Origin of the sequence: Pedobacter sp. MC2016-14 (genome assembly GCF_020991475.1) — a bacterium.
Lineage (GTDB): Bacteria > Bacteroidota > Bacteroidia > Sphingobacteriales > Sphingobacteriaceae > Pedobacter.
This window is the reverse complement of the sequence record NZ_JAJMPA010000004.1, coordinates 265,199-283,274: the sequence shown is the minus strand read 5'-3', so window position 1 is coordinate 283,274 and position 18,076 is coordinate 265,199. Positions and strand designations below refer to the sequence as shown.

The following is an 18,076-nucleotide window of genomic DNA, read 5'->3' as shown; positions in this document are numbered from 1 at the left end:
CTTTCCGGGGCTTTTTTATTAAACCGATTGAAATAAGCTAGTTAATTGTGGATTTGTTGAAAAATCTGTGCTGCAAACAGCGGGTTATTTGAATATATTTGTATTATACTTAGTATTATGGCAGAACCTATATATAACGACGACAGCATACGGTCCCTGGATTGGAAAGAACACATTAGATTACGCCCTGGTATGTACATCGGTAAGCTGGGAGATGGATCTGCCCAGGATGATGGTATTTACGTGCTGTTGAAGGAAATTATGGATAACTCTATTGATGAGTTTGTGATGGGTTCTGGTCGTACTATAGATATTACTGTCTCTGATGCTAAAGTAAATGTTCGGGATTATGGGCGGGGCATCCCACTGGGAAAAGTGATTGACTGTGTTTCAAAAATTAATACGGGTGGTAAATACGATAGCAATGCTTTTCAAAAGTCTGTAGGGCTAAACGGGGTAGGTACCAAGGCTGTAAATGCTTTATCTACCAATTTTGTTGTTCAGAGTTATCGTGATGGCAAGACTAAAAAAGTTGAGTTTTCTAAAGGGGAGATTGTTGTAGACCATCCTGTAATTGATACTACGCAGCGTAATGGTACTGCAATCACCTTCTATCCTGATGATAGTATTTTTAGGAACTACCATTATATCCCTGATTTTGTAGAAAGCATGATTTGGAATTATGTTTTTCTGAATACTGGTTTAACTGTTAATTTTAACAATCAGAAGTACTTTTCTGAGCGTGGGTTATATGATCTGCTGCATAAACATGCTGATGTAGAGAGTATCCGCTATCCGATCATCCACATGAAGGGAAATGATATTGAGATTGCCATGACCCACGGCCAGCAATATGGAGAAGATTACCATTCTTTTGTAAACGGGCAACATACTACTCAGGGAGGAACGCACCAGGCTGCTTTTAGAGAAGCGGTAGTGAAAACCATCAGGGAATTCTACAAAAAGGAATATGATTCTTCGGATATCAGGGCTTCAATTATAGCTGCTGTATCTGTGAGGGTTCAGGAACCGGTATTTGAATCGCAAACAAAAACTAAACTGGGCTCTCAGAACATGGGGCCTGAAGGACCTTCAGTGCGTACTTTTATCAATGATTTTGTTAAAAAGGAACTGGACGATTACCTGCACAAACATACAGATGTTGCCGATGCCTTACTGAAAAGAATTTTACAATCTGAAAGGGAACGTAAAGATATCGCCGGAATTAAAAAGCTGGCTAACGACAGGGCTAAAAAGGCTTCCCTGCACAATAAAAAACTAAGAGACTGTAAGGTTCATTTCAATACCACACATGATAAACGCTACGAGACTACCCTGTTTATCACCGAAGGGGATTCTGCATCTGGTTCAATTACCAAATCAAGAGATGTGGATTGCCAGGCCGTTTTTAGTTTAAAGGGTAAGCCTCTGAATTGTTATGAACTCACCAAAAAAGTGGTGTACGAAAATGAGGAGTTTAACCTGCTACAACATGCGCTAAATATTGAAGATGGCCTGGAAGGCTTGCATTACAACAATATTGTGATTGCTACTGATGCCGATGTTGACGGGATGCACATCCGACTTTTGATGATGACTTTCTTTTTGCAGTTTTTTCCAGACCTGGTAAGGGCGGGGCACGTTTACATCCTGCAAACACCTTTGTTTAGAGTGCGCAATAAAAAGGAAACCATTTATTGCTATAGCGACGAAGAGCGCAGGAATGCGATTGAAAAACTGGGGCGTAATCCTGAAATTACCCGTTTTAAAGGTTTGGGTGAAATCTCTCCTGATGAATTTGGTTTGTTCATTGGAAAAGACATCAGGCTGGATCCTGTGATCTTAAAGGATCAAACCATCAAAAGCCTGCTGGAATATTATATGGGTAAAAATACTCCTGACCGCCAGCAGCACATTATCCGTAACTTAAGAATAGAAAAGGATACCGTTGAAGATCTGGTTTCTGCAGATGCTGAAGCAGCTACCGCCGCAGTATCTGAAGATATTGTGGATGAAGTAGCTTAAACTTCTTTAAAATAATGATTAGAGTTTCGTATCCGGTACTTTTGTTTCTTCCGGATGCTGAGGTGGTAATACATCAACTTTCTTTTCTATAATCGTGATTTGGGTATGTACGGCGTATTTACTCGGTGCAATTCCTCCATCGTATTTTTCTGCGTAGGCTTGTGTAAACTCAGCTCCAAAGTACAAAATAATGGAAGTGTAATAGATCCACAATAAGATTACAATGATGGAGCTGGCAGCACCAAAAGCTGATCCGGGATTTCCTTTCTCTATGTAAATGCCAATGATATATTTACCAAGACTGAAAAGTAAAGCCGTAAATAAGGCACCTATAATGGCCGATTTCCATTTTAGATCAACATCAGGCAATACTTTAAAAATTACAGTAAATACTGCCGTAACGGCAGCAAGGGTAATTACGTTGTTTAAGATATAAATCAGCAAGGTCATGGTGTCATCTGCTACCGGAATAACCTGATCTATTTTTGTTTTGGTCAGCAGTTCGCCCATTCTGGAACCCAATGCAACAACCACACTGTTAACTACTAATGACACCAGCAATAGAAAGCCCATAGATACAATGAGAGAAAAAGAAAGCAGCCTGTTGGTAATCATTTTTTTCCATCCTTTTTTAGGTACAGCTTTCACTTTCCAGATGATATTGATGCTATCCTGAATTTCAATAAAGATAGCTGTAGCACCCACTACAAGTGTTCCTATCCCAACGATTAGCCCAAAGGTAGATTTTCCGGTAAGGTTTGCGTTTTTTACAAAGTCTTGTAGCTGTTTAGCAGCGTCATTTCCAACCATATCAGCAATCTGATTAAATAGTTCCGTGCCCGGATTGATTTTGTCGCTAAAAAAGATACTTGCTGCGGCAATTACAATCAGGATTAATGGTGTTAACGAAAAGATGGTATAATAAGCCAGTGCTGCACTAAGCTTCATGACCCTATCTTCCATAAATCCTTTTCCGGCCGCAATGAAAAGGTGGTAAAGCGCTATAAAAAAATGTTTCAGTTTATGTGCTAATTTCATAAGGATCAATGTTGTTAAAATGGGTAACCAATACCGATGTTATAAACCAGATTATCTCTTCTCCATTCTTTATTGCCAAATGAAACTTCATCAAATACCCAACGTTCTCCGGGGGCAAGGTAAGGTTTTCGTACTGGGAAGGCCACATCAAGGCGAACTACCAGTATTTTAGCATCAACACGTAATCCAGCGCCGGTGCCTACACCAAGTTCATCAAGTGCATTACTTAGTTTAAAGCCAGAGCCTGGCCTGCCGGGTGTAGCTGCAACACCTGGACCTGCGGGCCTGCCTACGTCTTCTTTTCTAAGCCAAATATTTCCTGCATCGGCAAAGAGGGCACCATATAAAATGCTGACCAGTTTAAACCTCAGTTCTGTATTGAGCATGATCTTGATGTCCCCTCCCTGATCTGCCAAGGCAGTGGTGGCATTGTTTTTATAAGTACCGGGACCCAGGGTTCTGGCTGGAAATGCACGCACATCGTTACTTCCTCCTGCAAAAAACTGGCGGGTAAAAGGTAATGAGGTGCTTCCGCCGTAGGCGTAACCATAACCCAGGTTAAGCCTGCTGGCCCATATTAAATTCCGGGTAATTTTATAGTAATCTCTTAAATCAGTTTCCAACCTTACAAACTGGGTTAGGTTGGTGTTAAAAAGTGACCTGCCACCATCGGCATTTTTCTTTACAAACAGCCCCCACACGTTTCCACCAGTTTCTATGCCTCCGTTAAAATAAAGGTTGTTTCTGCGCGACTCTTCCATTTGGTTGGTATAGGTAAAGTTATACGTGCTTCCAATAATCAGCTGAGGTTCTAAAGTTGTTTTTAAACCTGGGTTCTCATTGTATAGTTTTGCCGTATCAGCAGCAAGAATTCCAGAAGTTACATAGTTAAGAGAGATAGGATTAAAGTTGTGCTCTTTGTACTGGTTTTCTTTCCAATTGTACCCAAACTGACCTTTAAAGGAATTGAGCCTGTAATATGAATTTCTGTTCAGCAATTGGTAAGATAATGAGGTTACTGTTTTTGGTATAAATGCAGTGGTACTGCTGGGTTTGTAAAATGGTACAATAAACCTGGGGAAGGTCAGTTTCGCCTCTCCGGTGAGGGAGTAGGAGTTTAAATTTTGATCTACACCGCCGCCGGTTTGGGTTTCAAAGCCTCCACTTACACTTACATCAAGCTGTTCTGCACCTCTAAATAGGTTTCTTGTAGTTTGTGTAATCCGCACCTCAGAACCTACAAAATTGTTAGACTTGCTGGTTCCTGTAACAGAGAAGCTTAGTGAGTTTTTCTTTAAAGGCGTAAGGTAAATGTTCAAATCAAGTTCATCGTTTTTAAAGCTATCTAAGGGTAAAAATTCTGCTCTTACATCCTGAAAAGCACCAATATTTACCATCCTGTTTAAAGATTGATTGTGGTCTGTACGGTTGTAAATTTCTCCTTTTTTAAAGAAAACCAAACGGTCAAATACTCTTGGTTTAAAGGTATTCCGGTTGTCATAAATGTTAAAATCGTTGTATTGTAAGGGTTTTAACCTTCTTAATACGCTATCTCTCCTAAGTGTGTAATTAGGGTAAATATTTATGTTTTTTATGGTGTACGGTTTTAACCCTGCATCGGGTGCTATCGTTTTAACCCTTACACGGATATCAACAAGGCTTTTGCCTATGGTGCTGTCTACCTGTATAATCAGGTAATCTGGACTGAAATAGAAATAGCCTTCTTCTTTCAGGTCATTGTCTATCCTGATGCGTTCGTTTTTATAGACGTCAAGGTCGTAAAAATCCCCCTTTTTAATTAGCGTATTTTCTTTGTGCTGGTTTACAATCCTGGCTATGCCAGTGGTATCTTCCGGAAAGCTAATGCTGTTAATTTTATAGCGGTTGCCAGTATTTGCGGTATAAACGGCTTTTGCTTTTTTACCAGTTACAACGGTATCGCCGGTTACCAGCGATTGTAAATAGCCCTGACTAATCAGAAAGCTTGTCATTACATCGTTGTTGTATTGCAGTTTTACCTGGCTTAATAATACAGGTGGCTCTCCAAATTTAGTCCTTAACCAATGCTTAAGGCCTTTCGGTTTTTTAGGTTCGCCTACGGTATTGTAAACCCAAAGCTTAAATTTAATGCCTAATAAAGACTTATTTGGTTTTGGTCTGGCGCGACTTAACAATGCCGTTTTAACGTCCTTTTGGCTGTCAATTTTATGGGTAGAATCGGGGTTAATTTTAACCTCGGCTCCTGTATATAAAATTTGTCCGGGTTTTAAACCTTTAGTGCTGCTGCAGGCAGCCCAAATTAAACAAACTAGTACAAATAGGCTGGTTTTAATTATTCCTCTCATTCTTTGGTTTCTGTTCTGTATCCGCATTGTTTCTTTTTGATCTTTTTCGGAAGATCTCCCTAAATTTGTTATAATCTACAACAAGCGCAAATCCGAGGCCTGTTTCTATGATCTGCCCTTGTATTACGGCGTCGTTCTGATTGCGCCTGTATGCACGTAAACGATACCTTCCATCTGCACTAACCGCATATTCTATATTCACATTACCAGCAATATTGGTAGAGTTTGAACTTTGGGTTTGTGGCCCTTCTATTCCAAATGAACTACCTACGGTTACGGTTAGTCTGTCATTGAGCAAACGTTTAGATAAACCTACTTCCAGGTCTGTCTTCTGCTCCAGCGCCCCGGTAGAATAATCTTCTGAAGAATTTACACCAAAATTAAGCTGTACCCCCTGAATTAAATCTGAAGCCAGGTTGTTTAATTGTTCAGTCAAGAGCTTGCTTACGCTTGAACGGGCCAGGGTAGAGACCCCGCCTCCGCCACCGGCAAGACTTTGGAATGGATTATTTGCAATGAAACGATTTAGCGCAAGTAATGCGAATACCTGCTTGTTTAGCTCATTTTCATCCCTGTTTACATTAAGCAGTTTGGTGTATACTGTACCTCCTAATGCGCCACGTTCATTTTCCGGTAAATCCAGTCTAAAGGAAATGGTAGGCTTAAGCAACTCGTCTTTCATCATCAGGTAAACCTGGAAGGGAAGTTTTGTCTTTGCCTGCACGTTGTCGGGCTCATTGATTAAATCAATAGGAGCAGCATTAACTTCGTATAAGGCAGTAAGGTTCACATTGGCACTCATTGGATCGCCCGTCCAAACAATAGAACTTCCGCTAACGAGTTTAAATGGCCTTTGTCCCAAAGGTGCTACCGTTAAACGGTAAGAGCCTTCAGAGATCTGGTAGCGTCCGGTTAAACTGGTTTTGCCACTAGGATCCATTGTGGCGGTAAGATTTGCGTTACCTTTTACGCGCAGGATGTCTCCGTTTTGTGGGTCAACCACTACGTTGAGTTCTGCTGCAGAGTCAATAACTACGTTGGCTGTAAGGTTAATGCCTTTAATAGGCGCTTTACTGATGCTGTCTGCTTTTAAAGGTTTTTGTCCGTTGTAAGGTGCCGCATCCGCATCGATGAACTGTACAATACCATCCTGATCTATCACTGATGGATCTTCCGTAGGAACGGCGAAGTAAAACTTAGTGCCTTTGTTTACCCTGATGTTCATGTTTACATCTGGCTGATTCAGATCTCCACGTACCTTAATGTTGCTGGTTAAAAATACAGTTCCATAGATCATATCGTTATCTACCGCAGTAGAATTTAATGCCCTGAAATTGTCAGTGCTAATATCCATGTTGAACCTGAAATCCGAATAGTTTGTGGTGCGGATGCCTCCGTTTATAATTGCTTTTTGATTGAGAGAGTCAAGGATGGTAAAACTGTCGAAAGTAATACCAGTATTGGTGAAACTTACCGTTTCATCAGGGATGCGGAAATAGGAGTTTACGTAAGCTGCGTTAAAGGCTGCCTGATTAAATTTCAGTTCTCCCAATACTTTTGGAGCTGCTATTGCCCCTTTAACACTCATTTGTCCGGTTACTGTTCCGGACCCCTGACGTATTTGTCCCATTGAAAGGCTTTCTACCGCTTTAAGGTCAATTTTGTCTATGTTTAATGTGAGGTCTAATGCATTTTCTGTATTGGTGTAATAAAAACCATTTACCCTTAGTTCATGTACCCCGCTCAGTGCAATGTTGGTTTCAAAAGCATTCGCTGTATTGTTGTTGACTGCAATACGCAAGGTGCCCAGCTGGTCTTTTTGATAACGCAGTTGATCTACCGTAAGGTTTGCCGTGAATTTAGGACTGCTGGTTAAGTCTTTTACATCTACAGTTCCATTGATATTTCCCCCTGCTAATGCGGTGTCCTGTGCAGCAAATTTAGTGAGTGTTTCTATTCTGAAATTTTTAAATTCTACTTTTAACGGAGAATTTGGCGTGTTGTCTGAACTGTTAATGCTCAGTAACTGGCCACCCTGGCTCAGGTTAAATTGATGAGCAAGAATACCGGAAGCACCAAATTGAAGGTAGTTTTCTGGCGCCACGGCCCATTTTTGATAATCCAGCAACAATTTGTCGGGGTCAAAACTGAACTGGTAATCTTTGTTGATGGATTTAAAGGTTCCTGCAAGACGGTATTTGTCTTTAAGTTGACTATCTCTTACAAACAGGTTTACACCAAGCAGGTTATTTACAGCCTGACCGCTCAACTCTGTGTTATAAAGGGCAAGTGAGGGACTTTGAACATGACCAACCAATAGTTTGTAGTTGAGTTGATTGTTGTCATTGTTTACCGTTAAGCGGGTACTGTCTACTTTATAATCTCCATAAACTACCTGTGGAAACCATGCATTCATTACCAAACTGTCTTTCTGTGTATCCAGCAAGCCGTTCATATAAGAAGGGGAAAAGGCCGTTAAAGAAGGTACAAAGTTTTTGATAAATTTAGGGTTGTGGATTTTTACATCAAACCTAAACCTTTGGTCCGGGATTTTTGCGACCTCGCCAAAAGCATAATATTTATTGATCTGGTTAATCACCGCACCAGCCAGGTTGGTAAGCTGGTATTTACCATCTACACGGGCATTTAATATTTCAGATTTAAGCGATAAGAGGTTGCGCTCTGCCGTTGCTTCTGAATGAACGTCTATGGTATCCAGGGTAAATTTCTGTCCTTCTTTTACCATTTGCAATCCGCGGATACTTACATCTCCATTTAAATAATCAGGGTCCGCGGTTTTAATGTCTGCTTTTACCAATCCTGCCAGCCTGAATTCAGTAGTACTGAAATTTAGTTTTTGTAAGTCTACTTGCTTAAGGTTCAAGTCGGCTTTTACCGCCGGATACTTACCTGCTATATCTGCAAAAGCTGTTAGGCTAAAATTGGCATTCGTATCTGCCATACTGCTTTTGAGGTTTAGTTTTTGTGCCGCATACGTGCCGCTTAGCAATAGGTTTTTATAAGTGTATTTGTTGTAATAAGCACTTACTACCTGCGCATTTACCTTTGCAACAGCTTTTTTAGCATCTAGTCCTGTTCCGTTTACGTTTGCTTTAACTGTGATTTTGCCGAGCGTTGGCTGCATCTTTAAAAGACGGCCAACATTAAAGTTATTGAGCAATAAATTTGCGGAGTAACGTTCTTTACCTTTTGGCCCATTCATGGTAGCCAGCAATTTGGCGCCGCCCATATCGGTATTGATATTAAAACCAGTATTAAAATCAGTTAAGGAGCCTTTAAACTTTCCGTTTGCGCTAATGGCATTTGGTAACTGTATATTTGAAGGCAGGGTATTTTTAGGGATAACAACTAATAGATCGCTTTTAGTTAAAGAGAACCTTTTGATGGTGAGGTCAGCATATAGCTTATTTATATCCGGCAAGCCTTTAATGTTTCCACTAACATCAATATTCGTGCTTTTTAATCCGCTAAGTTGAAACTTAGGAATGTTTAAGTTATTCATGTAGCCACTTACACTTGCATTTAACTTGATCTTCTCATTGCGATAGCTAGCCGGAATGGCATCGCTAAAATAAGTACCATCTTTAAGCCCAATGGTAGTGTTTTTAATACCCATGGTTATTTTAACCCTTTCCGGATGTTTGGTTAGGTCTTCCAGTGAGGTATAGGTTAGCTGTGTATTGTTTTCAATGCTGGTGTTTGGGGTTTTTGCAACTAGGTTTTTTACTTGTATGGCTTTATCAGAATAGACCACATCTCCCTGAAGTTGATTCAATTGAAAACCGCTTTTTTCTTTAAAACCCGCAGATTTCACCAGTACTTTTGCGCCTGTCGCATTGTAAGCTAATTGTTCTGCTACGAGACCTAAACCGCCAATTTGTAAATGGTTAAAGTCCATTCCTTTTGTTGGTTTTGCCGCCAGGTTGTCAAATTTGATACTGTTTTCTGCCAGGCTCAGTTTGCCTACCAGAAGTGATAATGGTGCTTCGGTAACGGCTGTATCAGCAGTCTTGCTTGCAGTCTTAGTTGCCGTTGCAGGTTTAAATGCAAATGCTACGTTTGATTTGTTCAATATTGCCTCATCCAGGGTATAACTGCCTTTATTTAAATCTGCTGCCAGCTTTGAGATGGCAAGTTCATTGATGTTTAAGTTTCCTTTGGCATTCGCCGCCATAGCGTTGAAGTCGATTTTACTATTGTTAAGCTTTGCCTCTTCAGCTTTATAAATGCCATTGGTCAGGTCTATAAACAAATTGGCGGCATTAAGGTCGTTTAAGTTTAATGCTGCACTTGTTTTAGAGATCATGTCGTTAAAATTAACCTTAACGTTTTCGAAAGAGAAGTCTTCGATTTCTACCAATGGCAGTTTTCCGCTTTCAGTTTTTGCGGTGTCTATACTTTTTTCAAGCTGCGCAGCGAGCACTGTTAATGGTTTTTGCTGCAGATAGGACAGGCTGGTATTCTTCAAGCTGATGTCATTGATTACATAGTGCTGTTTCTCCATATCAAAATTCTTGATATCGGTTTTAAATTCGCCTAATTGGAGCTTTACATCATTTCCGGCAACGTCATCACGGTAAACTATTCCAATATCTGTGAGACTTATTTTATTGAGGGAAAACTTCATTGTGGAGGTGCTGTCCTTTTCCACTACTTCATCAGGTTTTTTCTGTTCGGACATAAAAGCGTCCACTAAAAAGGAGAAATTAAAGGTGGTATCAGGATTAATGCGTGTTACGTTTGCCCTAATCTTATCCAGCTGAATATTGTTGATTTCAACCTTATTGCTAAGTAACTTTAGCAGGCTGATGTCTACCGCTAATTTTTCGGCATATAATAAAGTATCTCCTTTTTTATCTTCGATGTAAAACTTGTTGAGCACAACATCTTTAGGTAATGCTATTTTAACACTCTCCAGGCTTACCTCTGTATGTGTTTTGTTCTTTAAATAACCAATTGCTTTATCTTTTACAAAGTTTTGAACGGCTGGGATGTTTAGAGAAATCGCAATGAGGACAACCAGCATTATAATACTTGCAATTATCCAAAGTATAACTTTTAAGCTTGTACGTACGAATTTATTCAATGTATGATATTTTTGAAAATGTGAATATCTAAAATCATGCCACCGAACACCCTGAATATTATTCTAAGGTGACATTTATTATATCTACAATCTCATGTGTGCATTTGTTTCTTACAATTGTTAAGAAGTGTTTGAAACTTCCTGTTCTGATTTTGCAATTCAACACTTATATTTACGCAATCCAACAGATTTTTGAATGAGCGACGAAATAGAAGACCATAAAAGCGACGAAAACAAGCATACCGTAACACCAATTAACGGACTTTACGAAAACTGGTTCCTCGATTATGCATCTTATGTAATTCTAGATCGTGCTGTACCTCATATCAATGATGGATTGAAACCTGTACAGCGCCGGATTCTTCATTCACTTAAAGAAATGGATGACGGACGTTTCAATAAAGCCGCAAACGTGATCGGAAACACCATGAAATATCACCCGCATGGTGATGCATCCATCGGTGATGCCATGGTTCAAATTGGACAGAAAGATCTTCTAATTGATTGCCAGGGTAACTGGGGCGATCCAATTACAGGAGATAACGCTGCGGCACCCCGTTATATTGAAGCACGTTTATCTAAGTTCGCAAATGAGGTTGTATTTAATCCTGACACTACAACCTGGCAGCTGAGTTATGATGGCCGGAATAACGAGCCTCTCACACTTCCGGTAAAATTCCCGTTGTTATTGGCCCAGGGAGCAGAAGGAATTGCAGTAGGTTTGGCCACTAAGGTAATGCCCCATAATTTTGTAGAGTTGCTGGATGCTTCTATGGAGGTACTTAGGGGCAGCAGGCCTAATATTGTGCCGGATTTCTTTACGGGCGGCATGGCAGATTTTTCTGCTTACAATGAGGGTATGCGAGGAGGAAAGATCCGTGTACGGGCAAAAATCACAGAGAAGGATAAAAAGACTTTAGTTATCACTGAAATTCCCTATAGTACGACTACTGGTTCAGTCATTGATAGCATCCTGACTGCAAATGATAAGGGAAAGATAAAAATCAAGAAGATTGAAGACAATACTGCTGCGCATGTTGAAATTGTCATTCATCTGGCGCCGGGTATTTCTCCTGATGTAACTATAGATGCTTTATACGCATTTACCTCTTGCGAGGTTTCTATTTCGCCCAATACCTGTATCATTAAGGATGATAAGCCTCAGTTTTTAACAGTAAATGACATTCTTACACAGAATACATTATTTACTAAAGAACTGCTTAAAAAAGAATTGGAGATCAAACTGCATGAGCTTGAAGAAAGAATCTTTTTCAGTTCCTTGTTAAAGATTTTTATTCAGGAGGGTATGTACAAAAATGCAGCGTACGAAAATTCTGTAAATTTTGACATGGTAGTAGAAGTACTGAATCAACTTTTTGATCCTTTTAAAGCCCAGCTCTACCGGGAAATACAGCCTGAAGATTTGAAAAAGCTTATTGATAAACCAATGAGCAGCATTACCCGTTTTGATGTTAAAAAAGCGGATGAGCAGATGAAAGCACTTGCGGATGAAATCAAAGTGGTTAAAAATCATTTACGTCATTTAAATGATTTTGCAATCGCCTGGTTTCAGCGCTTAAAAGATAAATATGGAAAAGGCCGTGAGCGTAAAACAGAAATCAGACTGTTTGACCGTGTTGAGGCTTCCAAAGTTGCGCTTGCCAACGTTAAACTTTACTTAAACAGAGAAGACGGTTTTATTGGAACTGGTCTTAAAAAGGACGAATTTATTGCCGATTGTTCTGATCTTGATGAAATCATTGTTTTTCGTGAGGATGGAAAATGCATCATTACTAAGGTGGCAGATAAAACCTTTGTTGGAAAGGGAATATTATATGCCGCAGTATTTAAAAAGAATGATGAGCGTACCATTTATAATCTGATTTATAAAGATGGCGCTAGTGGCGTGTCTTATGTTAAACGTTTTGCTGTAATGGGTGTAACGAGGGATAAGGAATATGACCTTACCAAAGGCAGTAAGGGCTCCAAAGTATTGTATTTTACGGCTAATCCTAATGGTGAAGGTGAAATTGTTACCGTACAGCTTAAACCACATACCAAATTAAAGAAGCTTCAGTTTGATCTTGATTTTGCAGAAATTGCCATCAAAGGCCGTGCATCACAAGGAAATATTGTTTCAAAGTACCCTATAAAAAAGGTCCTGTTCAAAAGCAAAGGGGTCTCTACTTTGTCTGGCCTTAAAATTTGGTACGATGATTTGCTGAGACGCCTTAATGTGGATGGAAGAGGGAAATACCTGGGTGAATTTGATGGTGATGATAAGATTCTTCAGGTACACAGAGAGGGTTGGTATGAACTCAGTACTTTTGAGCTCAGCAATCATTTTGATGCTGATTTGATCCTGATCCAGAAATACGATGCGGAGAAACCATTTGCCGTGGTGCAATACGAAGGTAAAGCCAAAAACCAATTTGTTAAAAGGTTTGTTTTCGAACCCATTGCAGTTGGACGTAAGCAGAGTATCATTAGTGATGAACAGGGCTCAAAGCTTCTATACATGACCAGCAATCCGGCAGCTAAGCTATATGTGGATGTGTTAAAGGGTAAGACACAAATTCCGGAAACACTGGAAATTGTGCTGGCAGATTTTATTGACGTAAAAGGGATAAAAGCCAACGGAAACAGGTTAACACAACACGATGTAAAAAATATAGCTATTACTGATGCGGAAGAGGTTGAGCCTTTGGAAGAGGTAAAAGCGGAGCCTGTAACAGAGCAAGAGCAACATTTGGAAAATGAATCTGAAGGAAGCGTAGTACCTGTTACAGAAGATGCTGTTGCTTTAAAAGAGGAAAGTAGGGAAGAGCAGAAGGAAGAAATAAAACCATCTGCGCCTCCAGTAAAAAAGGTTGACCTGGAAATCACCAATCCTGAGGACATCAAGATTGATGATAAAGGGCAATTGGGAATCTTTTAGTTTATCCCACGTTTAGCCTCCTGCATAGGATTGCGTCCGGTTGACGAGCCTCTTGGAGCTTGTTGTTGCTTAAACAATTCGAAGCGGGAAGGCTGGTTTTTCCTGGGCCAGCTGTTGTTTTGTTCATCTATATCAGCGGTTTCACGGTACGGATCTAACAATACGGAGGCTACTTCTTTGTCTTTCGCAAAAACCTTAGTAAGCTTGTTTTCATCTTTACGCCACACGTAAGCTGGAATTCGTTCTACCTCAGTGGTTCCATCTGTAAAAGTCCATTGAATAATGATTGGCATAACCAAGCCACCTTTATTGCTAAAGTCCAGTTCATAGAAATTCTTTTTGCTGTCGTATAGTTTTCTCTCTGCTGGAGATAAGTCTGCATAATACTTTTTAAATTGCTCTTCGGAACTTTTTGTTACTTCAAACCGGTTGTATTTATTGTAAAAATCCAGCGTGTTGGTATCTTGTTCCACTTCAAATTTAATACCGGCTATCTTATTGCGTTCCCGGCCAATAATGTATTTGTCCCGATCATAGGCTTTTTTATCTTCAATGTTCTCTAAAGCCGGATTTTGAGAGTTGATCCGGTAGGCACGCAAATCGTCAAGCGAAATATCTACCGGGTCGATTCCAAAAAACCAACCTCTCCAAAACCAATCCAAATCTACAGCCGAAGCATCTTCCATGGTTCTAAAGAAATCTGCCGGTGTAGGATGCTTAAATGCCCAGCGTTTGGCATATTCTTTAAAGGCATAGTCAAACAACTCTCTGCCCATTATGGTCTCTCTAAGGATATTTAGCGCAGTAGCAGGTTTTGCATAGGCATTAGGGCCAAAATTGATGATGTTTTCTGAATTCGTCATGATTGGCTCCAGTTGATCCTTGGGCATTTTCATGTAATCTGTGATTTTGTGTGCCGGGCCACGTTGTGAAGGATAATTGTTATCCCATTCCTGTTCGGCTAAAAACTGGCAAAATGTATTTAAACCCTCGTCCATCCAGCTCCATTGTCTTTCATCTGAGTTCACAATCATCGGAAAAAAGTTGTGGCCCACTTCATGGATGATTACACCCATCATACCATTCTTGATCGCTTCTGTATAGGTGCCGTCTTTTTCTGCACGACCATAATTGAAACAGATCATTGGATATTCCATCCCATTTGCGGCTTCTACGGAGATGGCAACAGGATAGGGGTAAGGGATGGTATGTTTGGAATAAACTTTTAAAGTATGCGAAATTAATTTTGTTGAATATTTGCTGTAGAGCGGATAGGCTTCAGGACCATAATAAGACATGGCCATTATTTTCTTGCCGTCAACAAATGTAGCCATAGCATCCCAAACCAATCTGCGGGAAGAAACCCATGCAAAATCCCTTACGTTACTGGCAACATAAGTCCAGGTTTTACGACCTGTCGCTTTTTTTGCAATTGCGTTCTTTGCTTCATTCAGGTTTACAATTTCTACTGGCGTTTTACTGGTTTGGGCGGTATTCCATCTCTTTAATGCAGTGCTGCTTAGCACTTGTGCATAGTTTTGGCATTCACCTGTAGCACCAACTACGTGATCTGCCGGTACAGTCATGTTCACTTTGTAATTCCCAAAAACCAGGGCAAATTCACCCCGTCCGTTAAATTGTTTGTTTTGCCAGCCTTGAAAATCTGAATAAACGGCCATACGCGGAAACCACTGCGTAATGGTATAAAGATAATTATCGTCCTCAGGGAAATATTCCAGTCCGCCACGTCCTCCAACGGTTAGGCGGTCCGGGATTTTATAATTCCATGAAATGTTTAATTTATAACTGCTTTGTGGTTTTAAAATCATTGGTAAATCAATTCGCATCATCGTTTGATTGATGGTATATGGAATTGTGTGGCCTTGTGCATCCGTTACTTTTATAATTTTTACCCCAAGGTCATTAGGGCCTCCAATCATTTTAGAAAGTGCCTGAGCGGTCATTTTATCACCCAGCTTACTGCCGTCAAAAATCTGGCTGTCATCTGTTGATTTGTGTTGGTTTTCGTCTAATTGAACCCATAAATAGCTTAAAGGGTCAGGGGAATTGTTGTAATATGTAATACTTTCAGAACCTGTTAGTATATTGGTTTTCTCGTTCAAATCGGCATTAATGATGTAATCCGCTTTCTGTTGCCAGTAGGCTGAACCAGGTGCGCCTGATGCAGTTCTGTAAGAGTTTGGATCTGAAATCATAGTTCCAAGTTGTTCAAATTTATTACCGTGATTTGAACCGGGATTATTTAGCGATTGTGCAAAAGCATTTACACTACATACAGCAGTAATTGAGAAAAGTAAAAGTTTATTCATTTGTTTATAGTAAGGCAGCAAGTCTTTCTGCAGACATGATAAAGGATATTCCAAATATAGCAGATGAAAGGAAGAAAATCCAGTCTTTTTGTGTAATTTTTATAAGATTAATGAGGAAAAAAGAGGTAGCAAGGCTAATAAGTACTATCATTAGCTGTCCAAATTCCAGTCCGATGTTAAATGCAAACAATTCAGTTGCGATGTTTGTACTTTTTCCCAATAAACTCTTCAAATAATTAGAAAACCCCATTCCGTGAATCAGGCCGAAGAATAAAGTAAGTGTGTATTTTAACCATGAGCCTGTTTTTTTTGTTTTTCGGCCAATAATGTTCAGGCTGGTTGTGACCAGAATGGTGAGGGGAATCATAAATTCAATCCAGGCACTGTTAACACGAACAAAATTTAATACACTCAATGCCAGTGTTAGGCTATGACCTATAGTAAATGCTGTTACCAATAGGAGGATTTTCCTCCAATCCGTTAATGTATAACTGCAACATAACACCAGTACAAATAGAATGTGATCATATCCCTGCCAGTCTAATATATGCTGCCAGCCTAGTTCAAAATAGAGGGCGAAGTCTTGCATGCGGTAAAAATGCTAATTTTAGCTAATATTGTAACAATATTCTAATCTCTGCTAATCTGTACAAATATGTTACAACTTGTATTGTATACACTGTTAAATTTAACGGGCCTCTTTCATATAGCCAATGCCAGTCCGATAAAAAAAATGCATCCTTTCTATGTGAGTGTTACAGAAATAGAACAGAACCCAAAAACAAGAACCATTGAGGTAAGCGTAAAAATATTTTATGATGATTTTGAAAAGACTTTAAATAAAGATAAAGTAAAGATCAATATACTTAAACCTGCAGATAGGAAACAAGTGGATGCATTGATTGCTGACTACATCAACAAGCATTTAAAAATTAATGCCAGCGGAAAATTGCTGGCATTAAAATATATTGGTTACGAAATACAGGATGATGCGGCCTGGTGTTATTTTGAATCCTCACCTCAACCTCCAGTTAGGCAGTTTGATATTCAAAATGACCTTTTGTTTGAAGCACATCCTTCTCAGTCTAATATGATTCATGCCATCGTAAACGGACAGCGCAAAAGCACTAAGCTGGATAACCCATCGCGTAAGGCTACTTTAGTTTTTTAGCCTTTTATTACTGGTATTGAATGTAGATTGGTACCGGTCTTAATTTTAAAAGTTCTTCCGGTGTCATTAAACGATTAGGTGCTTTCTTCAAATCATTCTTATAAAATAATTTAAATCCAGTAAACTGAACCGGCTCATTCTGGATGAAATAACGGTATGTTCCTTGTTTTAGTTCTGGTTCACCCCATCCATCCATATGCATCACAATCTGTGCTTCAGGGTGCAGTTTAATACTCTGGTAGTTGGTCACCATTTTTTTAGTGAATCGGTGAACGACAAATACTTTTGGAGGTAAATTGTATTTTTTAACCATATCCGTCAAGTATTGAGAAACATAGTTAATGTCTGCAGCATCATAAGTGCCAATCTTTTTCCCCGGAAGTGATCCGTCTTTCATTGAAAATTCAGGATCTATTCCTAAATGTACGTTTGGTAGCTGCAAGTATTTTTCAATATGTGGCAATTCATTTTTAATGGTGCTCAAAGCAACCTGAAGATCAAGAAATACAATTGTTCCGGGCTTCATTTTAGCAATTGCCAAAACAGAATCTATTTGTTTGTTGCCCATCCTGTTGATGTATTTTCCATCTTTACCAGGCGTACCGCTTGCTACAGCTGCAATGTAATGTAAACCAACCTGAACAGGGGTTCCCGGGTCTGCTTTTTCCCAATGTTTAACTTCGGCATTTAAGCGGCTCCACATTTCTTTTGGTGCATATTCGCCAAGGGCACCCATTTTTTTTGAATGTAAGTTTCCATAATAAACCACAATTCTTTTGAAAGGCAGAATCGATCCTGGAAGTGGTATAGGTTGGTTTTTTACAGGCCATTTGCCTGTAGTATCGCCGTTTGCCAATTTTTTCAATTGCGCTTTAAATAAGGCGGTGTCAATTGGCTTACGTGTTGTATCCGGCGGTGCTTCGGCAGTACCGGTAGCCGTTGTGTCTCCTGCGGCTTTACTTTGTCCATTTGCTTTTTTCGCATCCGAACTGCAATTGGCAAATAAGCCAACAGAAGCCAGACCTATTAATAAAGTTCCGGCCAGGTGTGGTAATTTCATAGTTTTAGTAAATGATATGTGTAAATGTATTTGTTTGCAAGTATAGCATTCTTTTTAGCTAA

At 39.7% G+C, this 18,076-nt stretch carries 9 protein-coding genes; 3 read left to right on the top strand and 6 right to left on the bottom strand.

Annotated features, from left to right (window positions below; all coding sequences use genetic code 11):
• Positions 1–117: 117 nt before the first annotated feature.
• Positions 118–2,025 carry a DNA topoisomerase IV subunit B gene (locus LPB86_RS19570; protein WP_230693109.1) on the top strand — a complete coding sequence of 636 codons (1,908 nt, stop codon included), beginning with the start codon at positions 118–120 and terminating at the stop codon, positions 2,023–2,025.
• A gap of 18 nt (positions 2,026–2,043) precedes the next feature.
• On the opposite strand, the gene LPB86_RS19565 is transcribed toward LPB86_RS19570, so the two are convergent.
• Genes LPB86_RS19565 through LPB86_RS19555 form a run of 3 tightly spaced genes read right to left on the bottom strand, consistent with a single transcriptional unit; the run spans position 2,044 to position 10,515 of the window.
• Positions 2,044–3,063 (bottom strand): YihY/virulence factor BrkB family protein, encoded by a 1,020-nt coding sequence (locus LPB86_RS19565; RefSeq protein WP_230693108.1) that lies wholly within the window; start codon positions 3,061–3,063, stop codon positions 2,044–2,046.
• Between the two features lie 14 nt (positions 3,064–3,077).
• Entirely contained in the window at positions 3,078–5,408 is a 2,331-nt protein-coding gene (locus LPB86_RS19560) for a BamA/TamA family outer membrane protein (RefSeq protein ID WP_230693107.1), read from the bottom strand.
• On the bottom strand, positions 5,392–10,515 hold the full coding sequence (locus LPB86_RS19555) for a translocation/assembly module TamB (protein WP_230693106.1): 5,124 nt from the start codon (positions 10,513–10,515) through the stop codon (positions 5,392–5,394). The genes LPB86_RS19560 and LPB86_RS19555 overlap by 17 nt, the downstream gene beginning before the upstream one ends.
• Positions 10,516–10,711: 196 nt before the next feature.
• Between LPB86_RS19555 and LPB86_RS19550 the strand changes: the two genes are divergently transcribed.
• Complete coding sequence (locus tag LPB86_RS19550) at positions 10,712–13,453, top strand: DNA gyrase/topoisomerase IV subunit A (protein ID WP_230693105.1); 2,742 nt, start codon at positions 10,712–10,714, stop codon at positions 13,451–13,453.
• On the opposite strand, the gene LPB86_RS19545 is transcribed toward LPB86_RS19550, so the two are convergent.
• Together LPB86_RS19545 and LPB86_RS19540 are read right to left on the bottom strand one after the other, a co-directional pair.
• On the bottom strand, positions 13,450–15,783 hold the full coding sequence (locus tag LPB86_RS19545) for a M1 family metallopeptidase (protein ID WP_230693104.1): 2,334 nt from the start codon (positions 15,781–15,783) through the stop codon (positions 13,450–13,452). The genes LPB86_RS19550 and LPB86_RS19545 overlap by 4 nt on opposite strands.
• A 4-nt stretch (positions 15,784–15,787) precedes the next feature.
• On the bottom strand, positions 15,788–16,372 hold the full coding sequence (locus LPB86_RS19540) for a HupE/UreJ family protein (RefSeq protein ID WP_230693103.1): 585 nt from the start codon (positions 16,370–16,372) through the stop codon (positions 15,788–15,790).
• Between the two features lie 66 nt (positions 16,373–16,438).
• Here LPB86_RS19540 and LPB86_RS19535 point away from each other — a divergent pair, with 66 nt between their 5' ends.
• Positions 16,439–16,954: a DUF6702 family protein gene (locus tag LPB86_RS19535; RefSeq protein ID WP_230693102.1), complete on the top strand. Its 516-nt coding sequence runs from the start codon at positions 16,439–16,441 to the stop codon at positions 16,952–16,954.
• A 7-nt stretch (positions 16,955–16,961) separates the two neighbouring features.
• On the opposite strand, the gene LPB86_RS19530 is transcribed toward LPB86_RS19535, so the two are convergent.
• A complete protein-coding gene (locus tag LPB86_RS19530; protein ID WP_230693101.1) occupies positions 16,962–18,014 on the bottom strand; it encodes a hypothetical protein in 1,053 nt (350 codons plus the stop codon).
• Between the last annotated feature and the right edge of the window lie 62 nt (positions 18,015–18,076).